Here is a 26,586-nt window from a genome sequence, read left to right as displayed (position 1 = left end):
TTCTCTTTATATTATAGCAAGGAAATGACTGCCGCGTGACGTCCCGCCTTTCCACAATCCCTCCGATAAGAAAAAAAGTATTCTGTTCTCATAGTGTCTATAGCACAATCCTCCACATGCTCTTCTAACACGCCATGCTTCATCAATATTCTTTTATTAATAGCAGGAAGATTCATAAAATATTTTTCATTTTTATTTTTTACAATATTACATGCTATTTCATGCCTCTCTAATAAAGGATAAAAAGCTTCTACCACTTCTTTTCCCACCTCAAAAGAATGAGCTCCAATCGTAGGCCCGATTCCCACCCGGATATTTTTTGCCAGACAACCATATTGCTTTTTCATTAGATTAATCATTTTTCCTGCAATATTTCCGGAAGAACCTCGCCAACCACCATGTGCTACCCCCACCACTTTTTTATGCGGCTCAAAAAATAAAAGAGGTGTACAATCTGCGAATAATAAGAGTAAAGGAAGTCCGGGAACATCGGTCAGTAATCCATCCGTATTTTTTATAGCACGCTCTCCGCATAAAGCACCTTGCCCTGCCATAGTTTCATCTACAACAGCAATATGCGTTCCATGATTTTGCTTTGCTCCTACTGCTCTTTCTATCGGTAAATCACAACTATTGAAAAATTTTTGACGATTCTTTGCAACCGTCAGCGGATTATCCCCTAAGAAAAAACTCATATTTAAAGAGGCATACTCCCCCTTCGAATATCCTCCATCCCGAGAAGAAACAACTGCTACGACATCATTCCCAAAAGAAGAAAAATTAACAAAAGAAATCGTGCCTTTAGTAATGAATTCCACCATCACACCCCCCTATCAACATCATATCTTTAGGAATCGGTGCTTTAACAGATATTTCTTTTCCCGTTTCCGGATGCATAAAATGAATACATTCTGCATGTAATGCTTGTCTATCGATACGAGAATCACTACAACTGTATAAGTCATCACCCAATAAAGGATGTCCTATATATTTCATATGTACACGAATTTGATGCGTTCTTCCGGTATGCAAGTGTAATCTTAAAACAGTAAAATCCTTTCCATAAGCAATTACTTGATAGTCGGTACGAGCAAATTTTCCATCTTCTCGTACAGTCCACTCAATGATACTGCCATCTTTTCTACCTATGGGAGCTTCGATAATACCTTTTTCTTTTTCTAATCGTCCTGTTGCTAATGCTACATATTCACGATATATAGAAGTATGATTTTTCGACAAATCATATTGTATCTTTGCTGACTTGGCAATAACTACCACCCCGGTAGTATTTCTATCCAATCGATACACCGGATGTACACCGGAGCGCTCACCTTTTCCAGCAAAATAGCCTGCAACTGCATTAACTAACGTATCATAATGCTCTTTTGCCGTAGGATGAATAATCATCTGTGCCGGTTTATTGACAATAAGCAACCATTCATCTTCGTACAAAATGGAAATTGGAATCTGTGATGAAACAACGGTTGAAAACTCTTCCCATTCACAAGAGATGATATCACCCACATGTAAAGGTGTTTTAGCATGATGGCAAACCTCTCCATTAATAGTGATGTGTCCTGTCCATTTGATTTTCTTCCATAATTTTCCGGAAATACCACGTCCACGAATAAATGCACTAAGTTTCTGTCCTTCATGACCTTCCGGTACGGTATAAGTCATTTTCATTTTTTACCCTTCGCATGAGCTCTACGCATTTGTCTTCTTACCTTATTAATGCGTCTTTCAAAATCACCGCTATTAATAAATTCAGCTAACACTAACTGTTCATACACAGGTACGGCACAAGAATAAAATCCGATTCTTTCGTTATATAAAGAAAGAAGTGGTTTAGGAATAATCATATATGCAATACGAATAGAAGGAGCTATTGTTTTAGCAAAACTATTCACATAAATAACATATCCTTCCGGAGCCATAAGATATAAGGTATCTTCTACTTTGCGAGAAAGTGTAAATTCAGAGTCATAATCATCTTCAACAATAAGCCCATTCCTTCTCACTACCCAACGAATATATTCTGCACGTTTAGTCGCTGTAGCGGTAATACCGCTGGGAAAGCTGTTAAAAGGAGTCACATGAAGGATACTGGCTCGGGTACGCTCCAATTCAGAAGAAAGAATCCCATTTTCTCCCATATCCAAACTGTCACAACTTGCCCCATTGGCTTCATATACTTGTCGAATCTTATCGTAAGACGGGTTTTCTAATGCATATCGCAAATCACGCCCCAACATTTGTACAATAAGCGAATAGAGATACTCTGCTCCGGCACCAATAATAATTTGTTGAGGCAATGCTTCGATACCTCTTACTTTCACCAGATAATTTGCAATAGCCTGCTGCAATTCAGGTACACCGTCATTAGGCGAACGAGATAAAATTTTAGTCCCATATTGAGAAATAATTTTTCGCATAGTACCTGCATACTTAGCAAAAGGAAAATCTTCCGGTGCTTTTTCAAGCCCCTTTTTTTGTACATTGAGTATATGCTTTATTTCTGAACGATATGTCTCTTTTTCATTATAAATAACGTAGTATCCACTACGTTGCCTAGCCTCAATATAACCTTCTTCATCCAACATAGAGTAGGCATGTTCTACAGTAATAACACTGGCTCCTATATTATCTGCCATCGTTCTCTTAGAGGGCAGCTTATCTCCTAACCTAAAAATACCATCTATAATGTCATTTTTAATAGCTGAATAAAGCTGCATATAGGATGGCTTATCTGAATGTTTGTCCAATTTATACTTCATCTGATATCATCATCCTTTTCATTTCTGGTCATTACCACAAGTTCAAAATCTAATTATAATATAAATATAAATAAAAGGAGTTGTCAAACATGAACAATCAATCATCTATTTCTAAACGCACACGTCGTTTGTGCCTTGCAGCCGTATTTATGGCATTCAACATTGTTTTATCATCCGTAAGCATACCGGTTCCCGGCGGACACCTGTACATGAACGATGTAATCATCGTTGCAGCGTCTATTCTTCTTGATCCCCTATCAGCATTTTTAGTCGGTGGTGTAGGTGCTTTCCTCGGTGACTTTTTCTTCTATCCGGCCCCCATGTTTGTATCTTTAGTTACTCACGGATTACAAGCCATGGTTATTTCTTATTGCTCTCATAATATTTTCCAAAAAAATAAAATATGTGCATCCGGTATCGGTGCCTTGCTCGGTGCTGTTATCATGGTTATTGGATATACATTGGGACGTGCTTATGTATACTCCACCCCGGAATATGCGGTTATTAAACTACCGTTTGAAATTTTACAAGCCGGTGTAGGTGTAGTATTCGGTATGATTTTAGTTTGGAAAGCCGGACTGAAAAATATCATCCGTCAAATTTTGAAAGAAGAGCCTTAACCTATAGTCAATAACTGTTAATAACCAATAACTTTATTAGCAGTTATAAATAAGACCTCTTTTAATACATAAAGACGAAAAACATTTTCGTCTTTATGTATTTTTTATTTATTATTTTGACTATTTGTAATGGTTTCATTTTGGTTATATCATTACTTTACATATATTTTCTTTAAATATATGTTTTTATTAGCATTTTCATCTAGAAATAATATGTCAATCGTATTATAATAGGACTTATCCGCATTACATATATACGCTAAAGGAGAATGCTTAAATCTATGTTTCGTCGTATTAAATATTTTCAAGCAGTTGTTCGTCACCATAGCTTTACCGAAGCTGCTCAACAGCGTTATGTTTCACAATCTGCCATCTCACAACAAATTCGTGCATTGGAAAATGAATTAGGCGTATCTTTACTTCATCGTGAAAATCACGGTTTTACGGTTACCCCTGCCGGACAGTACTTTTATGATAAAAGTTTAACCTTGACTTCTGATTTAGAAATGCTATGCAAAGAAACTGTAGAAATCGGTGCTCCCGCTAAACCTATCTTCCATTTGACATAATTACATCATTACTACATTGTATTTCTACAATTATAAAAAGACAGGAGAAATCTCCTGTCTTTTTATAATGAACTCAAAGAATATAAATAATCATATAATTCATCTACAGAATGTATAAGCGTTTCTGCTCCATATTTTTCCAAATCAGCTCTCTGTCCATATCCATAGGTCACACCCACGCTATGTATACCTTGCATAGAAGCACCTTCCATATCATAGATGGTATCCCCTATCATATAGGTTTCATCCGCTTTAACTAATTCACCATATTTCATCTCCATAAGATGCATTGTCTTTTCTATGACCTGTGCTTTATTAGACTTTCCTGTTTTTATGCGTTCCGGTTCTTCCGCTTCCGGAGCACTTCCACAAATCACATCAAAATAACTTTCCAAGTTAAAATGTTTAACTAATCGATGTAACTGCGATTCTGTCTTACTGGATGCCACAGCTAGAGACATACCGAATCGTTCCACAGCATCCTGTAATAAATCTTCAATCCCTTCATATAAATTACATTCTAAAATACCTTCTGTTTCATATCGAGTCCTAAATGCAAGTATAGCCTTCCTTATATCATCATCTGACATATCATATGTCTTTTTAAACTCTACACTGAGGGGTGGCCCGATAAAATGTGTTAATTCATTTACATCCGACTCCTCAATACCGACTGTACTTAATGCATATTGAACCGATCGGGTAATTCCCGATGCAGACTCTGCAATAGTACCATCCCAGTCAAAAATGACCGTTGCCAATCTATTATCTCAACTCCTTTTATAAAAAATATTTATATCCTATTTTTATCATATCATGTACTGTCTCATTTCTTAAATACAGTTCCCTCATGAAATGATTTTCCGATCGCTTCTGTCACTTTACAATAAGTTCCTGATACCGAATCAATACAAATAGGATTTAATTTATTTCTATCAATTTGCCCTTGCTCATCTAAAACATGTTCTTCTACAGATATATTTATAATATCTCCAAAAACTCTTTCTTTTTCCATATCTACTTGTGCCACTCTGCATTCAAAAGTCATTGGAAATTCTGAAAAATAAGGTGCATCCACATGTTTACTTTTTATAACATGCAATTCTGCATTTTCTACCTTATCACATATATCATTGCCGGATACCATCCCTACATAATCCGCTTCTTTGACATGGTTAGCATCTACGACACTGACCGTAAATGCTTTTCTTTTTAAAATATTAGCTGCGGTCTTATGAGAAAAATCTAATGCTAAAAAAATCTGTGTATAATCGCTCATCGCACCCCAAGCTGCTGTCATCGCATTTGCGGTTCCATCCTCATTATAAGAACCGATAATAAGCACCGGTGCAGGTAAAAGCCATGCATTAGGCTTGAAATTTTTTCTCATGATTTCCTCCTTTAAAAACTCCTGTTTTTATTATAATCTATTAAGACAATTTATTCCTAAACATCCATGCTGCCAGCGGCATAGTCACTAAAGCTACCAATAACATAGGAATTAAAGATAATGCAACATCTCCCAATCCTGCCCCCTCCACATAAATACGTCGTACCGCAGCAATAACAAATCTTGTAGGATTAAGGAGCGTCAGATATTGTAAAACTTTAGGCATATTCCGTACAGGTGTAACCATACCTGATAACAAAATAAAAGGAACTAAGATAATAAAATTATAAACGATAACCTGTTGCATATTTTTTACAATAGCGGATATAGATAAGCCTATCCCTATACACGAAAGTAAGAAAATAGTCATCACAAAAAACAAAGTAAGTATAGACCCCACCGGATATACATGAAACCAAACAGAGGCAATACACAATACCAAGAAAGACTGTAATAAACCGATGCATAACGGCGGTATCGCTTTTCCTATTAATATTTCTGTCGGAGTAAGAGGAGTAACCATTAATTGCTCAAAGGTTCCTTGTTCTTTTTCTCTGGCAACAGACAACCCGGAAAGCATCAAGACTTGCACTAAACTGATAAGAGGTAATAAAGAAGCTAAGAATCCCCAACGTGTAATGAGATTTGGATTATACCAAACAATCGAATCTAAAGTAATACCATATTTTCCCGCATGAATCTCTTGATTGTATGCTGATACAATACTGTATACATATCCGGATATAATTCCGGATGTCATGGTATTTCTCCCATCGGTAATAACTTCTATCGGTGACAACTCCCCTTTTTCAATCTTATTTTCAAAATCTGCCGGAATAAGAATCACTGTCTGGACTTTGCCTGTATCAATAAAAGAACTGATTTGTTCGGAATTCTCTAAAGTAACCACACGTCTAAATACACCGCTTCCTTCTACTCTTCCGACCAGTTCCGTTGCATAGTAGCTATGACTCATATCCAGTAAAGCATAATCTACTCTGTCTAAATTAAAGGTAGCCACATATCCAAAAAGAAAAGTTTGTAACATAGCAGGCAAGACCAATATAATTCGACTTTTAGGATCTTTTATGGTAACTAAAAATTCTTTTTTGATGATAAACAAAATACGTCTGATATAAAATAAAAGGTTCTCCATTATTCCAACCTCTTTTTTGTCACTATATAAGATAATCCAAAGAAAATGGCACCTGAAACAATCAAAATACTGCAATTTTTAATAATCATAGACCAATTATTGCCTACCAAAAATAAAGTTTTTAATAGTTCCATATAATAAGTAGCCGGTAGCAAATGTCCTATTATATCCACAATGAGAGGTGTACTCTTTAAGTCAAAAATCAATCCGCTTAACATAATAGTAGGTAATAAAGATAAAAGAAGTGAAATCTGACAAGATAGAAACTGTTCTTTAATAACAGAAGAAACGGTTAATCCAAGACCTAAGGTTGTCATCAAATATAAAAAAGAACTTACAATAATCATACTTAGTGAGCCTCGAATCGGAACTTCAAATAAATAGCGAGCAGATAACATACATAAAGCAAATCCGATTAAGGATACGGAAAAATAAGGAATCCACTTGGATAATAAAATTTCAATCGGTTTGATAGGAGTAATAAACAAAGATTCCAGTGTACCTCTTTCCCATTCCCTTGCCATAACCATTGTCGTTAAAAAAACTCCTACTAAGGTCATAATTAAAACAATGAGCCCCGGAATAAAAAACCAGGTACTTGTATTGGCTTCATTAAACCATTGTCTGGCATCCACAGAAACAATCCCTTTTCTGTCAAATAAAAACGGATATTTATAAATATTGGCTTGCTGCCAAGAAAGCAATCCCATTTCTATATAACTTTTAGAAATTCTAGCTGTTGCAGCATCTACGCCCCAAAGAATAATCTGTACATGACTATTTCCTTTAGTTAAAGTACTTGTAAAATCAACAGGAGCACAGACGATGGCATCGACTTCTCTATCATTCATCATTTGTATTCCCTGTTGCATAGAATTGACATAATGAGGCTCAAAATATTCAGAACCGTTCATAAAAGAAAACATATCTCTTACGACAGGAGAAGAATCTTCCATAACAACCGCTACCGGTACATTTTTTACATCCAATGACATCCCATATCCAATTATCAAAATTAACATCATAGGAATAGCAATACCAATGACAAAACTACTTTTATCCCTGACAATTTGTTTATATTCTTTTTTTATCATGGCATACAGTCTACTAAAAAATTGCATCCTACATTTCCTTTCTATGGCGATTCTTTTCAACAATTGCCACAAAAGCTTCATTCATAGTAAGATTCTCTCCGGCTTCTTTCCGTATTTCATCGGGTGTCCCTAATACAATCGTTTTTCCTTGGTCTTGAATCATTATCCTATCGCAATATTCTGCTTCATCCATAAAATGTGTAGTAATAATAATGGTAATCCCCTGTTCTGCTAAGGCGGAAATTTGACGCCAAAAAGCACGCCGTGCCAAAGGGTCAATACCACTTGTCGGTTCATCTAAAAACAATATTTTAGGCTCATGAAGTAATCCCGCTGCCATGGAGAGTCTCTGTTTATATCCAAGAGGCAAACGTCCTGCCACGTCCTGTTCTTTCCCCTCCAAATGAAACATATGCAGTACCGCTTGTATTCGTTCTCTTAATTTTTTAGGAGAAATCCCATATACACCACCGAAAAACCATAAATTTTCAAAAACACTCAGTGTACTGTAAAGGGAAAATTTTTGTGCCACATATCCTATATTGGCACGAGCAGCCGCTCGTGCTATACGTAAATTAACACCTGCAACAGATAAGGTTCCTCCGGATGCAGGTAAAAGTCCACAAAGCATTTTAAAGGTAGTTGATTTACCGGCACCGTTAGGTCCAAGTAACCCGAAAATTTCGCCTTTCCTTACAGTAAAAGAGGTCCTGTCTACTGCTACAAAATCTCCAAATGTACGTAATAAATTTTCGACATAAATTTCAACGGTATTTGCTATATGCTGCTCTTTCTTATAATCAATAGGAAACTCTTTACAAGAGTTTTCTTCTTTTTTAAGTGCATTAAAAAGCATCATAAAACTATCTTCCAAACGAGAAGAAACTGCTTGCGGAGTACACCCGGGATAATAAGATAATGCTTTTATTTGTTCTTGTTTGATTCCTTTTTTCTGTACAAATCGGACACCGCCCCTTTCAGGAACGGCATCTTCAATATGTTCGGTATCATCTAATAAAGCAGCTTGTACTACACGAGCAGGAATATTTTTAGGCAAAGGCATCCAAAAAGAAAGTCCCTCAGACTGTGCTCTAAAAGCAGCCGGCGTACTCTCCGCTAATAAAGCCCCCTCATGTAGAAGACAGACTTTATCGCAAAGTTCCGCTTCTTCCATATAAGCGGTAGATACGAGTACGGAAATAGCTTCTTCCTTTACTAGTGTTTTTATAATTTCCCATAATTCACGCCGAGATAACGGATCTACTCCGACCGTCGGTTCATCCAAAAGTAATAAATCCGGTGTTCGCACCAAAGTACATGCCAATCCTAATTTTTGTTTCATTCCCCCGGATAATTTACCTGCTAATCGATTAGTAAACGGTAACAATCCGGTCATATGAAAAAGTTTTTCAAAACGAAGTTGTCGCTTTTCCATAGAAACTCCATGAAGATCTGCATATAAATTCATATTTTCCATGCAAGTTAAGTCTTCATATAACCCGAATTTTTGTGGCATGTAGCCTAAACAGTCCTGTATTTCCTGTGCTTGTGTCACTACATCTTTACCAAGTACTTTAATATGTCCCTTAGAAGGAAATAATAATCCGCAAACCATACGAAGAAAAGTAGTTTTCCCCGCACTGTCCGGGCCGATAAGAGCTGTAATTTTTCCGGACTCCGCTTTAAAAGTTACATCGGAAAGAGCAATCACCGGCTCATTCGCAGAAGAACTCTTAAATTGCTTGGTTACATGCATAGCGTCTACTACGTAGCTCATTGTTTTCGCCCTTTCTATGGTATTTAAAACTTAATCGTCGCCGGCATGCCGATACGAAGTCGATTATGTATATCATCTACATAAATACGAACTTCGTAAACAAGTGCTGTACGTAAATTTTCTGTTTGTACATTTTTAGGTGTAAATTCTGCCGTATGCGAAATATACCCTATTTGCCCCTCTATGAATTCGTTAGGAAAACTATCTATATACACCTTAGCCTTCATTCCTTCATGAATTTCTCCTAAACGGTCTTCTGTAACATAAGCACGAATCCACTTCGGTGATGTAAGGCTTAGTATATACACGGGTGCTTGCGGTGATGCCATGTCTCCTACTTCCGACAAACGAGAGCGAATCAATCCATCATCCGGTGCTACCAATGTTGTTTGACTTAAATTATACTTATAGGAATCCAAAGTTGCCTGCAACGATTTCAGTTGTGCTTCCGCTGCTAAAATATCTTCCGAACGTGCTCCGTTATTCGCTTTATGTAAAGTAGCCTTTGCATAATTTAAGTTCGCTTCCGCCCCTTTCCATCTCGCCTCTGCATTATCTACCGCCTGCTGACTGACAGCTCCACTTTCCAATAATTGCAACATACGACCATAATAAGTATGCGCATTATTTTCTTCTGCCATGAGAGCTTCCACACGTGATTGTGCTTCTACTATTTCTTCACTTCTTGTTCCGTTGTATAGCTTTTGTACTTGTGCTTCCTGTGCTGCAATAGCCGCTTCCGCCTTATCAATAGCAATTTCTAAAGGTCGTGCATCCAATGTAGCCAATACATCTCCTTTAGCTACCTTGTCTCCTTCATTTTTAAGCATCTCATGAATACGTCCGCTGCCGTTAAACGCTAAAGACACTTGGCGAATATCTACATTACCATATAAAACTAATTCTTTTTTATGATTCTTTTGTTGGTAAAAACTCCATCCGATACAACACAATACTGACACAAAAAGCACGATAACAACAAGACGTTTATGTTTTTGTATCCACTTCATAAAATTCACCTTTCATAACCAAATAAAAATTCATTACCTATATATTTGTACTATTTATAATTGAGATGCCTCTAATCCCACTTCTTCCGGATTAAAAGTTATTGTCCCATTTTCTAATACAAAGCAAGGAATTCCAATCCAACCGTTCTCTCTCACTTCTTTAAATGCCGGATGCATATCTCGTATTTTTAAAAATTCTTTTAAATGTAGCACATGCTCACCTATATCAATCACTTTAAATTTTGAAGAATATTTTGTCAATTCTTCTTCCAGTATCTGACAATCCGGACAAGAATGCATACTATATACTATAATCATTTTTCATCAACCTTTCTTCAAAACAAATAAAATCATAAATTAAAAATAAGATTCCTCTATATGTATCATACACCATATTTTAAATTTAATTTTTTTAATCTTTTGTATTCCAATAAAATACTTGCTTTTTTTCATAGAAATTGCTATTATTTAGTAGTCGTTATGGCACACAGGGGTATAGCTCAATTGATAGAGCAACGGTCTCCAAAACCGTAGGTTGGGGGTTTGAGTCCCTCTGCCCCTGCCATTTGGCCCAATAGCTCAGCTGGATAGAGCACTTGACTACGAATCAAGGTGTCGGGAGTTCGAATCTCTCTTGGGTCACCAAGACAAAAAGCATCGAATACTCGATGCTTTTTTATTTTCATAAATATATAGCAAAAAACACAACAAGGAAAATCCTCGTTGTGTTTTTCTTTTTAGTTACTTTTTAAAAAGCAACTCTAAGTCCTGTATTGAAACGATACTTCGTTTGAATATCTGCACCAAAAGTTCTTTCTACATCAAAGTAGAATTGTCTATTATCTGCAAAGCGAATATCCGTACCAAGACCCACTACTACCCAAGTATCTCTTCTCTTATCTTGACCGGTAAAGCTCTTACTACCATCTGTAATCTGACTCGTAGTCCCGCCCAAGAAATCATGCATTAAAGAAGCTTTGAAGTAAACACGATGCGGTTTATTGGCAGGAGAATCATATTCACGACTTACTACGAAACCAAGACGACCTACTAAACTATCTGCATTATCTTGATGTACTTTTGCACCATTACGGGTGGTATAATCATCTCCCCACAAATAGCTGTATGTTAATTGTCCCTGTGTTTCGATACTCCAATCCTCATTCATCATTTGCTTACGACCGTATTCTGCACTTACTGTTGTTCCCCAGTTTCCGAAACTTCCATGATCGGTGTAAGAACTGTCATATTCAGATAAAATCTTTCCGATGCGTGCCACAATATCTACATAATGTCCGGAATCTCTCAGGTTAGTTCCATAGAAAGATACCGCTGTAGCTTTTTGATTTCCGATACCGGCACTATAAGTGGAATCTCCCCAAATATGATCGATAGCTGCACCATAGTACCAGTTACCATTATTTGTGGTGACTTTTTCTTTATCCCAACCTACTTGTAACCCTTTATAGTTGCCACTAAAGCTATGTTCTCCATCTCTTTCCAAACGCTTATTAACAAGACGTGCCCATACTCCCTGTTTTTCAGGATTATAACGTAATTCGCCTAAACGTTTTAACAAGGTATCTTCATCACGCCAAATAGATAATGCTGTAGCATAAGCAGTTCCCGGATTAGTACCGTTCGGATTGATAGACGGTCCCGGTGCACCGGCTGCCGTTAAGAACCAATTATCATGCCCATCATAAGCAGAACCGGTAGAATCGGTTTCTTTCTTAACAACTAAAGATTTATCATAGATACTCTTATAAGATTTGAGCTGTACTGCATCATTAACTTTGAAAATAGAGCTGTTCGCTCCGGTCGTAGCAAAGTATAATTTACTTCCAACTACCATACCGTCAACACTGCTGTCTGCTGTTAAATCCACTTTATAAGTATTTCCGTTACCTTCTTTAGCAATCAAGAAATCACTATTCGTTGCACCATTACGATAAGCATCTACATCGTTCCCGTTATAATGAAGGTCCATGACAAAAGTGCCTCCACCATTACCTGCCAGCTTATTCATAGTGAGAGTTTTTGCTGTACCGGCTAAAGAAACTACACCGCCGGCATCTAAAGCCAATGTTCCCAACATACTGTCTTTGGTTACATTCCAACGAGAAGTAGCATCTATGTTGACATCGCCTGTACCTTTAGCAAAACCGGTCCACAAACTTTCATTCTTTAACCCGATAGTTGCGGTACCGGAAACAACATCTAAATCACCTTTCCATGCAGCACCGTCAAAATCAACTGTCAGTTTACCATCAAAAGTAGAATTATCCATAAGTGTTTTAGTACTATTCTTCATATCACCTTGCATGAAAGTACCCTTAGCAAACTTAAGATTCATAATACCTTTGTTGTCAACATTACCGGTTAAAGAGGATCCTTTACCAAGATAATTAGCCTCTAATGTATTTTCTCCTTCAGCAATCAAATCACCTGTTTGAGAAGAATTTTCACCTGTAAAATTAAGATTTACATGATTATTTTTCCCTATATAATAGGTAACTTGGTTTCCTGTTTTAGACCATACATTGGTCCCTTTTGCAGAAGCATTTCCCTGTAAAGTTGCATTTTTTCCGGAGAAATTAGCTTCTACGGTAGAACCTCCAAGATTCGTTAAAATATTACCTTTCATGATTGCATTTTCACCGGAGAAATTAGCAGTAATTTTTGCATTATCATCAGGTAAACGCGTAGTAGTAAAAGTTGGTAATTTAGTTTCTAAATCTCCTATCAAGCGTCCATTCTTGCCCGACATATTAAGTTGAATAGTGCCGCCTAAATGTGCATTTAAAGTCCCTTCAATTTCTGCATTTTCACCGGTAAGGTTTAAATCTGCATTCGCTTTATAATCTACTTCTACTAAACTGGTACCCGTATATCTTAAACTGTTTTCAAAGCCTTTAACACGACTCATCTTAAAATTTTTACCACTAGCATTGACAGTGAGTTGAGATTTCCTCTTCTTATCTTGTGAAGCACCAGTTACACTCAAATCTCCGAGAATATAGGAATCGTCACTGGATATATTAAACTCTGCCAATCCACCGACACCTACATTCAACGCCGTAATTTCCGTATCAGAAGTTCCGGCAGCTTTTAAGTAAGAACCTTTTCCTGCCATATTGGCTTTAACGCTTCCTGCACTCACATCTACGCCGCCATCTAATTGTACCGTACCTACTGTATTTTGATTAATAGCTACATGTGCATTTCCGAATGTTTGGATACTATGTTCTCCAGCCAATTTAATAAGCTTACCTTCTAAAGAAACATCAAATCTCTTATCCGGATCATTAGCAGAATACATAGACGCACCTACCGCTACACCCCCATCCCCTTCGGAGGCTATATCAATAGTATCTGAAGAAATGGAAATCTGCTTTCCTGCACCAAAAAAACCTGCATTGCCGACAGCCGGTCTTCCCGACATATTTCTTACCTTAACAGTACTCCCTTCTCCACCTTTGATAGTAATACCTTTTCCGTTATCAACAATACCATAGGCTTGACCGGTAGCCTTAATATTTAAATTCTTAAATCCATCAATAGTAGTCGTTCCGTCCGCTTCCGTATAAATAGCATCATCATGTGAAGTAATATTAATATCACCGGTTGCTGTAATATGTGTTTTTTTATCACTGATAACTGCCTTGTCATCCCACTGATTTCCAACAAAATCCGTATTAATAGTTAAGTTTTTAACCTTAACTATGGCATCACGAATAGCAGAACCGTCGCCACGATTATTATCGTGTGTCCAATTAATAACTAAATCACGATCCGGATGCTCATAGGATTTGTAGTCACCTATCGCCGTATTTCCACGAGTTTCACTAACCATATTATTAGTTAATGTTTCCGTATTTGTATTCGGATCATATTCTGCATGTACAGGTAATGTGCCCAAAGCAAAAACCGAGCTACATCCCAATGCAAGTAAAGTTAATTTAATGTTTTTCTTCATCGCACCTTTCTCCTTCTTGCTGAAAATTATAAAGATGTATTTCTAAAATAAAATTAGAAAAAATATATGGCTCCGTTCTATACCTTCTTTCCCCTTATTATATTTATACAAAAACTTATCATTACTAATTATTATTGATAATAATTATCTATTTACATTATACCTTACTAAAGCAAGTAGATTTTTTGTATTTTAACAAGAAATATTGACTATCTTGCTACTTACCGATATGATTATCTATCATAAAATAAAGTACTGAAAGGATGTATTAGCACGATTACCCTGTACCCTTCTTTTTATAATCAATTTTCCTGTAAAGCAAATCATTGTATCCATTCTTGTTGTGCACAAGATTGAGATATCGAAATTGATAAACAAACTGCCACTCGTTACCTTTCTCTGAAAACATCTCTAGGTAATAAAATTCGCCAATCGATGACATATAAAGATAATAGTTATTGCTTTATTACACAAAATAGCCGATGCCCCTTTTTATCAGAAAAGGGACTCTGTGAAATTATTACTAAAGCAGACGACTCTCTATTATGTGATGTATGTGCTATGCATCCTCGTTTTTTTATCTATACACAAAACTTTGAACTGGCAGGATTAGGACTCAGTTGTGAAAAAACGGTAGAAATGCTGTTAGCAGATAAAAAACCTCTCTTTTTTGTTACAGATTATTCTAAAGAAACGGCATCCTTGTCCACCTTACTGCATGCATTAGGATATGGTGTATCCTCAAAAGAGCTTGTATTTTCCGCCCAAATAAAAACTTCTTATTATGAAAGACTATTACAAAGATATGCTAAAACCAATCCGATTAACCAAGAGTGGATAGAAAATATAGCTTTCTTACAAACAAAAATAACAGTTAGTGAATCTTGTGTGCAAACGTATCTGGATGCACATTCCTATGATTATTCAAAATTTTTTCAATATATTGCTTATCGTGTATTAGATAAGGTAGAACCATACGGTATAGCTGCTGTCCTACAATACGCCAGAGAAAGTGTAGATTTTATCATCTTAAAGTCAGCCTTCATGCAAACATTTCCGGATAATGTTCGATTATGGTCTGAACAAATAGAGTACGATACGGAGAATGTAGATATATTGTTATCCGGTTATACCTCATATATTCCTACTGTTAACATATGAAAAAGCAAATCCATCTATAGTATGATATGATAAAATAAATATTCTTTTAAGTAATAACTACATAAATGGAACTTATTATTAAATTCCATCTTGTAACAATAGTTACCAAGTTATAAAGGAAGGCGATTCTTATGTATATGACCGCACAGCGTAAGTTGTTATTTGAATTTTTTAGTACACATCCCGATATCTCAATAACAGCACGTGAGTTATATACAAAACTGAATAAAAATGGAAAAACGAAAATCAGCATTAGTGCTGTATACCGTAATTTATCCATTTTGACAAAAGCCGGACTTATTTTACAAGTCATTTCGAATGATAATAAAGAGGCTCTATATCGATATAGCCCTGCAGAAACATGCGAACATCGATTGCATATGACTTGTTTAAACTGTGGTAAAACCTATCATATTTCACAAAAAATCTCTGAAAAACTAACAGAAGATGTTTTAAATACGGATGCATTTTCTATTGATGAAGCACAGACTACCATTTATGGTCGTTGTAAAACTTGTAAATAACTACCCAAGGAGTTGTAATCATGAGTATTTACGAATATAAAGCAGAGAACCTTTCGGGGCAAGAAGTATCCATGTCACACTATAAAGGTCAAGTTATGTTGATATTTAACAGTGCTACACATTGCGGTTTTACTCCGCAGTATGATGACATTCAACGCTTATTTGATAAATATCACAAGCAAGGGCTGTCTGTTCTTGAATTCCCTTGTAATCAGTTCGGTAACCAAGCACCGGAAGACGATCAAGAGATTGAACAAATATGTAAAGTTCGATTTGGTGTAAACTATGATCGTTTTAAAAAAGTAGATGTAAACGGAGCCAATGCATTGCCCCTATTTGATTACTTAAAATCACAACAAGGTTTTAAAGGTTTCGGTACCAATAAAAAAGTAAGTGATAAATTTAAAAGTTTTGCAGTAAAAGCCATGCTTGCCATTAAAAATCCGGATTATAAAAACTCAAATGATATCAAATGGAACTTCACTAAATTCATAGTAGATCGCCAAGGAAATGTAGTCGCTCGCTTTGAACCGACACAGGATATGAATGAAGTTGAAACATGCATCAAAGAACTACTCACACAATAACATATAAAAAAGGACTTCTTTAAAGAAGTCCTTTTTTATATTAGAATTTACGTTCTACACCTACACGCCATACACGCCCATCCAAGTATATATCGCTATCTTTCTTATTCAAAATATTATCTATGCCGCCAAATACACTCATTCCATTTTTAAATTTCTTATTAAAAGAGAAATTTAATGTGTTATAAGTAAAGTTTCTATCTTTTCCATTTCTATCCGTATCATAAAAATCACTAATGAAAGTATCCCAAAGCACAGCAGAGAATCCATCATTCTTATGATCATCATAAACAAGCTGGAAAGAAATGGCGTTCTTCGCTCTTCCGGTTAAACGTTCACCGGATATAGCATCCGTTGCATCCAACCAACTGTCATGAATCTTGACACTTAACCGATTGGATAGATGATGACCTATTTCGGTTTCTACACCGTTTACTTGCGTTTTATCAATATTTACATATGTAGTCTTTGTCGATTCTATACGTTTAGTAGCAATCAGATTATTCACTTTATTTTTAAAATAGGAAATTTTACCAAAAGTTTTACCATCATCATATTCAAAGCCTACATCAAAATTGGTACTTTCTTCCGGTTTCAAGTTCGGATTTCCTACAATATTCATAACTACGGCAGAACCCATAGGATGTGTCATATCTAAATACATTTCACTGACAGTCGGTGCTTTATATCCTCTTCCATAGTTAGATTTAAAACGCAATTTGTCATTAATATGATAAGTAAGTCCTAATTTCGGTGTTGTTTTATTTCCGAAATGACTATTATGTTCAAATCGAAGAGAAGGTGTTATTAATAAATCATCATTAACTTGCCACAAATCTTCTGCATAACCGGCATAGGAATTAAAGTTATGTTTCCCAACGGTAGAACCGGCAGTCTTTTTAAGACGAGTTCCTTCATATTCTGTAAAACGATATTCTCCGCCAAAAGTTAATGTATGAGCATCATTTACATACATAGTATCTTTTGCTTCTGCTACCCAAGTTGTATATTTACTGAAATCACTCGTCATCTTAGGATACGTTTTATTCAACATATTTACTATAGCCGGCGGTCCACGGAAATCTGGACGTGCATTATATGTGTTTGTATTTTTCTTCAACTGATCATAATAGGTTCTGAAGCTATAATCATTTCTATCCGTTTGTCCTGCATATTCTACAGAAAATCCAATACGTTCATTATCAAAAGTAGAGTATTTATTTTTTGCAGTTACGGTCTTACCTGCCGGACTCTTAGAATAAGCATCTGCATACGCACTTTTCAAATCATCTTTTAAATAATCTACGTCAAAACGCAATGTGTTTTTATTGGCATTTTCAAAATCATACTTAGCAGCTGTATGATAGGTGCGATGCATACCATACATATTGGAGTTAATTCCATCAATAACAGTAATCTTTCCACCTCTTCCCATTTGTTCGGAATATTGATATTCTTTTCGTTCTCGTACTTTATCCCAACGAGCGGATACGGAAGAAGACCATCTTCCATTCTTACCTAAGTCTGCATAAACATAAGTGGCGGTATTCTTAGTCCCTGTTACCATACCTATGGTAGTAGAAGATTCACTGGGCACTTTAGTAATAATATTAATGATTCCGCCTATTGCATCTGAGCCATATAAAGCACTGGAAGAACCTCGAACGATTTCTATTCTTTCAATATCATTTACATTTAATCTCTCTAATGCATAGGAATTAGTCAATTTAGCAGTATCTTCGCCTGCCATTCTTTTCCCGTCAACTAAAATTAAAATATGGTTTTGGCTCATTCCTCGAATCTGCACATTACTACCTACTATACTGGAACGAACAGTTACATCATGTGCCAATGCGAGAGCATCTTGCACGGTAGTTGCCCCGAGATCTTGTATATCTTGTGCTGTAATCACTTCTGTAGCTTGTGGAATTGCTTTTATTTCTTCTTGTGTTCGATTAGCAGTTACCACCACTTCTGATGTAGATAATTTTTCTGCAGGTTCTGCAGCACAAGTAATCGGCATAGCTACTCCCAAAGAAGACATAACGATGCAAGAAACGATTCCCATTTTTAACATTTTATTGTTCATAACTAACTCCATTTTTACTAAATAACTAAATCCCTATTTTATATTACAAGGAACACATAATAAATGATCTTTCTGCCCAATATTTTCTTTAAGGATTTTAACCTGAATCCCATATAAAGGTTCTAATACTTCCGGACAAAAGACCTCTTCACAAGTACTGTCTGCCATAATTTGACCATTTTTAAGTGCTATTAAACGATGACCATATCTCGCTGCATAATTCAAATCGTGCATGACCATAAGTATCAAAATATTCATTTTTTGATAAAGAGAAGTAACCAATTCCATTAAACTCATTTGATGTTTTATATCCAAATAAGTTGTCGGTTCATCTAAAATAAGTACTTTTGGCTGTTTTGCCAAAGCCATTGCAATCCAAGCACGTTGTTTTTCTCCTCCGGATAAAGAACCTATTCTGCGATTTTTTAATTGCTGCAACGCCGTTTCTTGCAATGCCCATGCAACCAATTCTCTATCCTTATCATCCGCTTCCGAAAAGAGAGATTGGTAAGGCATCCGCCCATACATAACTAACTCTTTAACTAACATATCAGGAGGTGCTTCTACTATTTGCGGTAAATAAGAAATCTGCTGCGACTTTATCCGTTCACTTATAGAGTGAATTTCTTTATTTTGAAAAAGTACTTCTCCTTCAAGAACCGGAAGTATCCCTGCTAATGCTTTAACCAAGGTAGATTTACCGGAACCGTTAGGTCCGATAATCGATACAATTTCAGGTATATCAAATCGAAGAGAGATGTGTTCTAACACTTTTTTTGTTCCATAGCCGATACTGATTTGTTTCGTTTCCAATATACTCATTGTTTCATCTTCCTTTTTAGCAAATATAAAAAGAAGGGTGCTCCGATAAAACTCATAAAAATGCCAACCGGAACTTCGACCGGATTAAATAAAGTACGAGCTGCCATATCCGTAATGACAACAAATCCAGCACCTAAAACAGCAGAGCAAGGTATGAGTACTTTAAAATCCGAACCTACCAACAAACGAGTCACATGCGGAACAATTAAGCCGACAAACCCCAAAAGACCTGCCACGCTTACCGCGGATGCAGCTAATAAAGCTGCCACCATCACAAGTAATGTACGTGTTTGCTTGACAGGAACGCCCAACATACAAGCTACTTCATCTCCCAATTGTAATGCATTAAGTCTTCCTGCTAAACCCATAGCACCTACAACACCTAACAAACTGTAAGGGAGAATCATACGTACATGGCTCCAACCACACCCATTAAATCCGCCTGCCATCCAGCCAATGGTTCCTTGTACTTGATCGGAAAAAAATACGGATAAAGCAGTCATCCCTCCACCAAAAAATACAGAAACGGCAACACCTGATAAAACCAAAAATAAAGGTTGAACTCCTCGATTCCAAGCTAGTGCAAATACGAGTACCGCTGCCCCCATAGCACCTATAAATGCAACTATAGGTACCCAAAACACTAAATTCGGTGCCAGAAACATCAACAACATAGCTGCCATTCCTGCACCGGCGGAAATACCGATAATCCCCGGATCTGCTAAAGGGTTTCTAACCAGCCCCTGCAAAATGCAACCGGATAAAGCTAAATTCATACCTGTTAAAGCAGCATTCAACGCACGAGGAACACGCAATCGATAAATAAATTCCCCTGTATTGGCTAACGGAGAAGACGTTAAAAATTGCCATAATTCCACGGGAGATACCGTTCCTACCAAAAGAGATAAAAACAAACTGCCCAATAATCCTAATAGTCCTCCAAAAAAAGTGAGTTTTCGTATAGTTTGCCTTGATAACTCTACATGCATCATGACTCCTCCCCATATAGAAGATTTGCCATAAATTCCATTGCTTCTCCCACTTGACTGCCGGGATTTGAAGAAAATAACGTATCCGGTAAATTATAAACTTGCTTATTCTTTACCGCTGCCACTTGTCCCCATAACTCATCTTTTTCCATATCCGATACGACCTTATCAAAATGTCCTTTGTACGGGCCTTTATTAACAATAAAAATAGCTTCCGGATTTTTTCTGATAATATATTCCATACTGATAGGTACATAAGGTCCGTGAATCGTAGAATCTACATCTGCAATATTTATTCCACCAAGACGTTTCATAATATCACCGGCAAAACTTTCACCGGTTGCCATATTTTGACTGTTTGGCGATGCAAATAAAATTAACGCACGAGGAGCTGTTTTATTTCTGCTATGATGCAACGCTTTATCGCATTCCTCTTTTATTTTCTTCCTTAACGCATCCGCCTCGTTTTCATCCCCTGTCAATCGTCCATAAAGTTCTACCGTTCTATCCGTGTCTTCTATACTTTGTAATCCATTAATATAAAAAGGAATATGATTTTCTTTTAATACTTCTTTTACACGATTATGCATAGGTACATTAATCCCTATAACTAAATCCGGTTGGAGTGAAATAATTTTTTCAATATTAGGTTCATGTACAATACCTACTTCTTCCACCCCCTGTACTTGTTGCCTTAATTCCTCACTCATAATAGACGTAGTCGGTATACCAACCACCGCTTCTCGTCCCCCCACTGCACAGTACATTTCTAAATTAGCAGTATTTAGAAAAACAACTCGCTTCGGATGTTTAGGAATAGTAACAAATTCTCCTGTACTGTCCTGTACTTTTATAGTTTCCATCATCACATCTCCAGAAGAAGACTTCCAATGAAATCCCATATCTAAGACCACAAATAAAAGAAGTATCATACCGATATAAATAATAGGTTTTCTTATATTCACAAAATTACCTCCCTTTATGCATAGAAGGATGTGATACTTTATCTTGTTGTGACACAGAATCTACTCGTAATTCTTTTTTCCCTGCTAATAAATAGCTGATACATTCAATAATTGTTTGTAATAAATTCACTTGCCAAAATGCACCTGCCCGAGTTAATTCATAAGCCACCCCGTTAAAAAAAAGGAGTCCCCGTTTTTCCCATAATTGGAATAACCATTCTAAATCTGCCAACCGGGAATCTTTTTCTACCAATGTTTCTAACAAAATATATCCTTGTTCTATTTCTGTTGTTACCGCATCGGCAATCCATTGCAAAGGAGAACGTTTTGCACAAAACATAATCGGCTTTTCTCCACGTGATACAAAGGTTTCATAAGGTTGAAGGGTACGTCTTAACATAAAGGAATAGCTGTCTATATGCCCACCGGCACTACTTCCAAAAGGAAATATAGGTACTCCCATCTTTCCCATTACATTGTATAAGCTTCGCTCTCGATTCGTCCTCCTCCAGTGACGAACATTCACCTTTTTATATCCGCGTTTTTCTAAATAGTCGCTTCCGAAATCAAACATACATGCCTGTTCTTGTGTAGTAGCAGCACGAGATACTTTCCCTAACGTAATCATGCGTTGCAAATCACTCTCTTCAAAAACATCTAATTGGTACAAATCGGCACCGTCAATACCGCTATCCACCAAATCTTTTAAATCGTTTTCCCATATCTTCATAGTTTGATCAGGAAATCCATACATTAAATCAATAATAACTGCACATTGTCCGGTTTCTTTTAATTTACGAAGTCGTTCCAATACCACTTCTCTCGTATCTATACGCCCCACCTGTTGTCGTATATGCGTTTGAAAAGATTGTACGCCTAAAGAAATACGATTCACACCATACGAAAGCCATACATCCATTTTATCCGATGTTACATCATGTACACGCCCCTCTAAGGTAAATTCACAGTCATTAGCAAGCGGTAATGCGTTATGTAAAGTGGATAAAAGTCGTTTCGCATTGTAAGAAGAAAGAGAAGTTGGCGTACCACCACCAATGAATACGGCATGAATCAGTCCGTCTCTTAAACGGGGCTTTGCCGCATCCCTTTCTATTTCTTTTATAAGATGATCTACGTAAGTATCTTCTTCCTCCTGATTTGTTCCATTTTTAAAAAACTGACAATAAGTACACTTAGTTTTACAAAACGGAATATGCACATAAGCGGCTTGCCATTGTCCTTTGCGAGGAGCAGATTCCATAATCTCTTCCCATGTATGTTGTACCGTTTCCGGTGCTATAGGTGTAGTTGCAAGCTTTGCATGAACGACACGCTTACTCGAAAATGCAGATGTTAAAGGATTTCCTGTTTCTCTTCCAAACTGTATTTCTCGCTCTGCTTCCGACATAGATTCATATAATTTCTTTATAGTCACTACTACTCGCTCCCTGCCAACTCAATTAATTCCCTTACTATTCAAGTCTAAAAATAACCGGTGTAGTTATGGATACGGTATGTCCGGAAGCATTAGGATATGGACAAGTCTCCTCCGCCGCTTTTACGCCTGCATTATCCAGTACTTCTGAACCGGATGATTCTATAACGGAAACACCTAAACAATTTCCATTTGCATCCAAAGTCGTTTCTATATATACCGTACCGGTGATACCTCTTTTTATGGCAGACAACGGATATTTTTTATGTGCCGTAATAGCAACTCTAAACCCTTCCCTATCAAAAGGAATTCCCGGTTTACCTCCCCCTGCATCACCACCGGAAGAAGAACCTCCCGAATCATCTCCAAAACTATGTTCTTCCATTCCTTCTTCACCGGATAAACTATGTCCATGTGATTGCGGACTGCCTTTAACTGCCATCCCTTCTCCTACATATGTTTTAATACCTTGCGAAGCGTTTCCGCTATGTCTCCCTTGACTGTTAGTAGTTCCATCTCCATTTCCAATACCGACACCCAAAGATTCCGTAGCCCCCTCCTTATTTGTAGTTATAGATTCGCTTAAATCAATCACATAGATTTCCTGATCACCATGTTGTAAAGTAATACCGATAAAAATTAAAAGAACCGTTCCTAGATGAATAAGTAAGGAAGTGAAAAAAGCTTTTTTCCATGAATAAATTTTTATCACCTCTACTGTGCAGCAACAGCTAATCGCTTAACACCTGCACCTTTTAACATATCCATTACCTCAATAACTTGCCCATGTGAACTCTCTTTATCTGCTTCCAATAAAGCACTTACATTACCATTTTCTTTTGTAATATGCTGCATATATTGTGCCGCCTCTTCCATAGATACTTGCTTCTCTTCTATAAAAAGAGATCCCTCCTTTTGCAAAACTATATGTACAGGCGGTACATATGCATCCGATGCATGACGAGCTGTCGGCAACTGAACCGGTAAACTCTTCAGCTCTCCACCGGCACCGCTCATCATAAAGAAAACAAGCAAAAAGAAAATAATGTCAATCATCGGAATAATCATAAACATAGGCTTTTGTTTCATTCTGCAGGTTGAGAACATGATTCACTCCACCACTTTTTTCTTTCATAAACAATAAGTATACATACCTTTTCCATAGCATTTACAATCGAATCGATACGATGTGAAAAATATGTATAAAAAACAAAGGCAGTTAAAGCCACACATAATCCGGTAGCTGTTGCAATCAAAGCTTCTCCCACACCGCCGGTCACAGAAGAAACTCCTCCACCGGCACCTAATACACCAAAAGTACTAATCATGCCGGTGACTGTCCCCAGAAGTCCTAATAAAGGTGCAATAGTAACAATAGCACTTAAATAATCTAAATACTTTTTAAAACCTGCCATCTCAATAGACATACGCTCATTTAAAATATTACGTATTTCCAATTCGGTTCGTCCGGAGTTAAGACCTTCCTCAATAACTCGACCAAAACAAGAGGAACATTCACAACATTCTGTTATCGCTTCCCAGTGATTACAACGCACGGCATGTTCAACACCGATAAGCATTTTTCTAAAACCTTTGCATCGTATATTAAAATAATGAAATCTCTCTACAGCAATAGCCACAGAAATCAGTGACAACAATAAAAGAGGATACATAACCAGTCCACCGCTGACGAACCAATGCACTAACATCGATAGAGAATTAAACACTTACTCCCACCCTTTCAAATCCGTTACAACCAACGACGTATATATAAGAAATATAGCTACCGCAACCAATGCTGCTAATAAGTGTAAAATATATGATTTTATAAATAAAGACAGTACATCTATTATCATATTCACAAATACCTCCCATGAAACAATTCCCGAATACAATCACTGAGAAAATAAAAATTTATTTTCTCAGTGATTGTTTGTGTCATTATAAAACACTTTTTAATAACAATTGCGAATTGTTCGCAAATTATAATATCACAATTGAGAATTGTTCGCAAGTTATCTTTTGGAGTTAAATAATTAGCTGTTTTACTTTTTTTATTTTGCTGCCAATAACATGCACCTTCTAAAATTATGTCATTTTTTATCTATTTATAGTAGATAAACTATATAAATCACAGAGTTATCCACAACATGTTGATAACTCTGTGATTAACTTTATATAATTCCCCCACAAAATAATGTCTGTTACCTTTTTTCATAATAAAAAGCTTTGGAAAATTATACTTTTTCCAAAGCTTTTATACTTCTACTAATTAACAGTAGAATTATTTGCCATATCCATAAATTCTTCCGGTAATTCATCCGAAAGTTCTTCATTCGTCTTTACTAATGTATTTTGTGGATATAATCTTTGTAAATTAGCAATAGCATTTTGGTCGCCTAATGCAGCGGCACGCTTAAGCCAGAAAAGTACTTTTTCCTGACTCTTTTCTACACCAATTCCATGTTCATAACAAGCAGCCACCCATCCCATAGCTGCCGGATATCCTTGAATAGCGGCTGTACAAAATACTTCAAAGGCTTCTTTATTCTTACCTTCTGTTTTTAAAATAACACCCAATTGCAACATAGAAGAATGTAAGCCTGCTTTAGCACCTACTTCATACCATTTTTTAGCTTCTGATAAACTCTTCTTTACACCACGTCCATAGAAATAGCAGTTTCCCACATTCCCTGCAGCCAAAGGAAGCCCTGCTTTAGCTGCTTTATCAAAACATTCAAAAGCTTTCTTATCATCTTTTAATTTTTCATCAAAAGAATATACAAAACCTAATGCATTAGCAGCTGCAGCATTTCCTAAATTCCAAGCTTTTTCCCAAAGACGAACCGCCTCTTTCACATCACGTTCTACACCAATACCTTGGAAGTAATGAAAACCTAAACGATAATCCGCTTCAGAATACCCTAATTTAGAAACTTCTTTATAAGCAGCACAAGCTTTTGCATAGTCGGTATCTCTATGTCCATTATCATCATACTGTGTAGCTTGATCATAAGCAGCTAACCAATATCCGGCATCTGCCGCCTTATCAATACTCTCTAAACCACGTTTTTCATCAACGGAAGTTCCTAATCCGTAAAAGTAGCAATCTGCAATATCATCCATAGCAAACACATCGCCTGCCGCCGCTAACTCTTCCGCTTTAGGAAGCCATTCTTTCATGAAATCATCACGTTTTTTCTCTTCTTGCAAGTATCCAAGAGAAATAGCACATAACACATCTCCCTTTTCCATACCTTTCTGAAACCACTCCATGGACTTCTTCGGATTGTAATGTCCTACCCCTAAATACAATCTGGAATAAATGCCCATGAAATACATAGCTCTTGCATCCCCTGCATCTGCCAGTTGTTGGAAAATCGGATAAGCTTCTTTATGTTTAAACTGTTTAAACAACAATTCCGCCTGTGCTAATTCTTTACTCATCATGTATAAGCCTCCTGCCATTTTTAGGATAGTAAATCACGCGTTCCTATCCTGTATGAATTGTTATTATTATAAAATATTAATATGTATAATACAAATCTCGTCTAACATTCGATAAACACTAGAAATTTAACATCAAACAATTTTTAAATTGGTAGCCACGCAAACATTTTTTAATCGTATCTTATTATGTAA

The 26,586-nt window shown here is 36.6% G+C and carries 26 protein-coding genes and 2 tRNA genes; 7 read left to right on the top strand and 21 right to left on the bottom strand.

All coding sequences use genetic code 11. The features are described from left to right. Positions 1-11 precede the first annotated feature (11 nt). The 3 genes from pgeF to pdxR are packed head-to-tail and all read right to left on the bottom strand — an operon-like array spanning position 12 to position 2,777. Positions 12-821: a peptidoglycan editing factor PgeF gene (gene pgeF, locus BCB69_RS06230; protein ID WP_069177335.1), complete on the bottom strand. Its 810-nt coding sequence runs from the start codon at positions 819-821 to the stop codon at positions 12-14. Then, entirely contained in the window at positions 802-1,686 is an 885-nt protein-coding gene (locus BCB69_RS06225; protein WP_069177334.1) for an RluA family pseudouridine synthase, read from the bottom strand. Before BCB69_RS06225 ends, pgeF begins: the two co-directional genes overlap by 20 nt. Further along, on the bottom strand, positions 1,683-2,777 hold the full coding sequence (gene pdxR, locus BCB69_RS06220; RefSeq protein ID WP_022514003.1) for a MocR-like pyridoxine biosynthesis transcription factor PdxR: 1,095 nt from the start codon (positions 2,775-2,777) through the stop codon (positions 1,683-1,685). The genes BCB69_RS06225 and pdxR overlap by 4 nt, the downstream gene beginning before the upstream one ends. An 89-nt stretch (positions 2,778-2,866) precedes the next feature. Here pdxR and BCB69_RS06215 point away from each other — a divergent pair, with 89 nt between their 5' ends. Beyond that, the gene (locus tag BCB69_RS06215; RefSeq protein WP_022514004.1) at positions 2,867-3,397 is read left to right on the top strand and encodes an ECF transporter S component; all 531 of its coding nucleotides are present in this window, start codon (positions 2,867-2,869) and stop codon (positions 3,395-3,397) included. A 269-nt stretch (positions 3,398-3,666) separates the two neighbouring features. Then, positions 3,667-3,966 (top strand): LysR family transcriptional regulator, encoded by a 300-nt coding sequence (locus tag BCB69_RS06210; RefSeq protein WP_069177333.1) that lies wholly within the window; start codon positions 3,667-3,669, stop codon positions 3,964-3,966. 62 nt (positions 3,967-4,028) lie between these two features. Here BCB69_RS06210 and BCB69_RS06205 read toward each other — a convergent pair whose 3' ends face one another. From BCB69_RS06205 to BCB69_RS06175, 7 genes are all read right to left on the bottom strand, one after another. Continuing rightward, positions 4,029-4,727 carry an HAD hydrolase-like protein gene (locus BCB69_RS06205; RefSeq protein WP_069177332.1) on the bottom strand — a complete coding sequence of 233 codons (699 nt, stop codon included), beginning with the start codon at positions 4,725-4,727 and terminating at the stop codon, positions 4,029-4,031. A 65-nt stretch (positions 4,728-4,792) separates the two neighbouring features. After that, on the bottom strand, positions 4,793-5,356 hold the full coding sequence (locus tag BCB69_RS06200) for a flavin reductase family protein (RefSeq protein ID WP_022514007.1): 564 nt from the start codon (positions 5,354-5,356) through the stop codon (positions 4,793-4,795). 40 nt (positions 5,357-5,396) lie between these two features. Further along, entirely contained in the window at positions 5,397-6,512 is a 1,116-nt protein-coding gene (locus tag BCB69_RS06195; protein WP_069177331.1) for an ABC transporter permease, read from the bottom strand. Further along, positions 6,512-7,606, bottom strand: coding sequence for an ABC transporter permease (locus tag BCB69_RS06190; protein ID WP_236887186.1), 1,095 nt, complete (start codon positions 7,604-7,606; stop codon positions 6,512-6,514). The genes BCB69_RS06195 and BCB69_RS06190 overlap by 1 nt, the downstream gene beginning before the upstream one ends. A 28-nt stretch (positions 7,607-7,634) precedes the next feature. Continuing rightward, entirely contained in the window at positions 7,635-9,383 is a 1,749-nt protein-coding gene (locus BCB69_RS06185; RefSeq protein WP_069177330.1) for an ATP-binding cassette domain-containing protein, read from the bottom strand. Positions 9,384-9,406: 23 nt separating this feature from the next. Further along, positions 9,407-10,393 (bottom strand): HlyD family secretion protein, encoded by a 987-nt coding sequence (locus BCB69_RS06180; RefSeq protein ID WP_069177329.1) that lies wholly within the window; start codon positions 10,391-10,393, stop codon positions 9,407-9,409. Positions 10,394-10,447: 54 nt separating this feature from the next. After that, the gene (locus BCB69_RS06175) at positions 10,448-10,711 is read right to left on the bottom strand and encodes a glutaredoxin domain-containing protein (RefSeq protein WP_022514012.1); all 264 of its coding nucleotides are present in this window, start codon (positions 10,709-10,711) and stop codon (positions 10,448-10,450) included. Positions 10,712-10,882: 171 nt separating this feature from the next. On the opposite strand from BCB69_RS06175, the gene BCB69_RS06170 reads away from it, so the two are divergent. Together BCB69_RS06170 and BCB69_RS06165 are read left to right on the top strand one after the other, a co-directional pair. Continuing rightward, a tRNA-Trp gene (locus BCB69_RS06170) sits at positions 10,883-10,958 on the top strand. Positions 10,959-10,961: 3 nt separating this feature from the next. Further along, positions 10,962-11,038, top strand: a tRNA-Arg gene (locus BCB69_RS06165). 103 nt (positions 11,039-11,141) lie between these two features. On the opposite strand, the gene BCB69_RS06350 is transcribed toward BCB69_RS06165, so the two are convergent. Then, positions 11,142-14,372 carry an autotransporter outer membrane beta-barrel domain-containing protein gene (locus BCB69_RS06350; protein ID WP_083990044.1) on the bottom strand — a complete coding sequence of 1,077 codons (3,231 nt, stop codon included), beginning with the start codon at positions 14,370-14,372 and terminating at the stop codon, positions 11,142-11,144. 360 nt (positions 14,373-14,732) lie between these two features. Between BCB69_RS06350 and fliB the strand changes: the two genes are divergently transcribed. The 3 genes from fliB (at position 14,733) to BCB69_RS06145 (ending at position 16,644) form a co-directional block, all read left to right on the top strand. Next, entirely contained in the window at positions 14,733-15,533 is an 801-nt protein-coding gene (gene fliB / locus BCB69_RS06155) for a flagellin lysine-N-methylase (protein WP_216821573.1), read from the top strand. Between the two features lie 131 nt (positions 15,534-15,664). Then, the gene (locus BCB69_RS06150; protein WP_022514015.1) at positions 15,665-16,057 is read left to right on the top strand and encodes a Fur family transcriptional regulator; all 393 of its coding nucleotides are present in this window, start codon (positions 15,665-15,667) and stop codon (positions 16,055-16,057) included. A gap of 20 nt (positions 16,058-16,077) precedes the next feature. Beyond that, positions 16,078-16,644 (top strand): glutathione peroxidase, encoded by a 567-nt coding sequence (locus tag BCB69_RS06145; RefSeq protein ID WP_069177327.1) that lies wholly within the window; start codon positions 16,078-16,080, stop codon positions 16,642-16,644. A 40-nt stretch (positions 16,645-16,684) separates the two neighbouring features. Here the strand turns inward: BCB69_RS06145 and BCB69_RS06140 are convergent, their stop codons facing one another. The 10 genes from BCB69_RS06140 to BCB69_RS06100 all read right to left on the bottom strand — a co-directional run bounded on the left by BCB69_RS06140 (position 16,685) and on the right by BCB69_RS06100 (position 26,394). Next, positions 16,685-18,733 carry a TonB-dependent receptor plug domain-containing protein gene (locus BCB69_RS06140; protein WP_083990043.1) on the bottom strand — a complete coding sequence of 683 codons (2,049 nt, stop codon included), beginning with the start codon at positions 18,731-18,733 and terminating at the stop codon, positions 16,685-16,687. Between the two features lie 33 nt (positions 18,734-18,766). Further along, positions 18,767-19,555 (bottom strand): ABC transporter ATP-binding protein, encoded by a 789-nt coding sequence (locus BCB69_RS06135; RefSeq protein WP_069177326.1) that lies wholly within the window; start codon positions 19,553-19,555, stop codon positions 18,767-18,769. After that, positions 19,552-20,544 (bottom strand): FecCD family ABC transporter permease, encoded by a 993-nt coding sequence (locus BCB69_RS06130; protein ID WP_216821572.1) that lies wholly within the window; start codon positions 20,542-20,544, stop codon positions 19,552-19,554. Before BCB69_RS06130 ends, BCB69_RS06135 begins: the two co-directional genes overlap by 4 nt. Beyond that, the gene (locus BCB69_RS06125; protein WP_083990042.1) at positions 20,544-21,509 is read right to left on the bottom strand and encodes an ABC transporter substrate-binding protein; all 966 of its coding nucleotides are present in this window, start codon (positions 21,507-21,509) and stop codon (positions 20,544-20,546) included. The genes BCB69_RS06130 and BCB69_RS06125 overlap by 1 nt, the downstream gene beginning before the upstream one ends. A 4-nt stretch (positions 21,510-21,513) precedes the next feature. After that, positions 21,514-22,944 carry a heme anaerobic degradation radical SAM methyltransferase ChuW/HutW gene (gene hutW / locus BCB69_RS06120; RefSeq protein WP_069177324.1) on the bottom strand — a complete coding sequence of 477 codons (1,431 nt, stop codon included), beginning with the start codon at positions 22,942-22,944 and terminating at the stop codon, positions 21,514-21,516. A 37-nt stretch (positions 22,945-22,981) separates the two neighbouring features. Beyond that, positions 22,982-23,656, bottom strand: a complete 675-nt coding sequence (locus BCB69_RS06115; RefSeq protein WP_069177323.1) for an energy transducer TonB family protein — start codon at positions 23,654-23,656, stop codon at positions 22,982-22,984. A 2-nt stretch (positions 23,657-23,658) separates the two neighbouring features. Further along, entirely contained in the window at positions 23,659-24,033 is a 375-nt protein-coding gene (locus tag BCB69_RS06110) for an ExbD/TolR family protein (RefSeq protein WP_236887185.1), read from the bottom strand. Beyond that, positions 24,030-24,653, bottom strand: coding sequence for a MotA/TolQ/ExbB proton channel family protein (locus BCB69_RS06105; protein ID WP_069177322.1), 624 nt, complete (start codon positions 24,651-24,653; stop codon positions 24,030-24,032). Before BCB69_RS06105 ends, BCB69_RS06110 begins: the two co-directional genes overlap by 4 nt. 18 nt (positions 24,654-24,671) lie before the next feature. Next, entirely contained in the window at positions 24,672-24,806 is a 135-nt protein-coding gene (locus BCB69_RS06550) for a hypothetical protein (protein WP_257784613.1), read from the bottom strand. Between the two features lie 406 nt (positions 24,807-25,212). Beyond that, complete coding sequence (locus tag BCB69_RS06100; protein WP_069177321.1) at positions 25,213-26,394, bottom strand: tetratricopeptide repeat protein; 1,182 nt, start codon at positions 26,392-26,394, stop codon at positions 25,213-25,215. Positions 26,395-26,586 lie beyond the last annotated feature (192 nt).

This window comes from Dialister pneumosintes, assembly GCF_001717505.1.
Lineage (GTDB): Bacteria > Bacillota > Negativicutes > Veillonellales > Dialisteraceae > Allisonella > Allisonella pneumosinta.
Note: the sequence above shows the minus strand (reverse complement) of the source record. Positions and strands in the feature narration are given on the sequence as shown.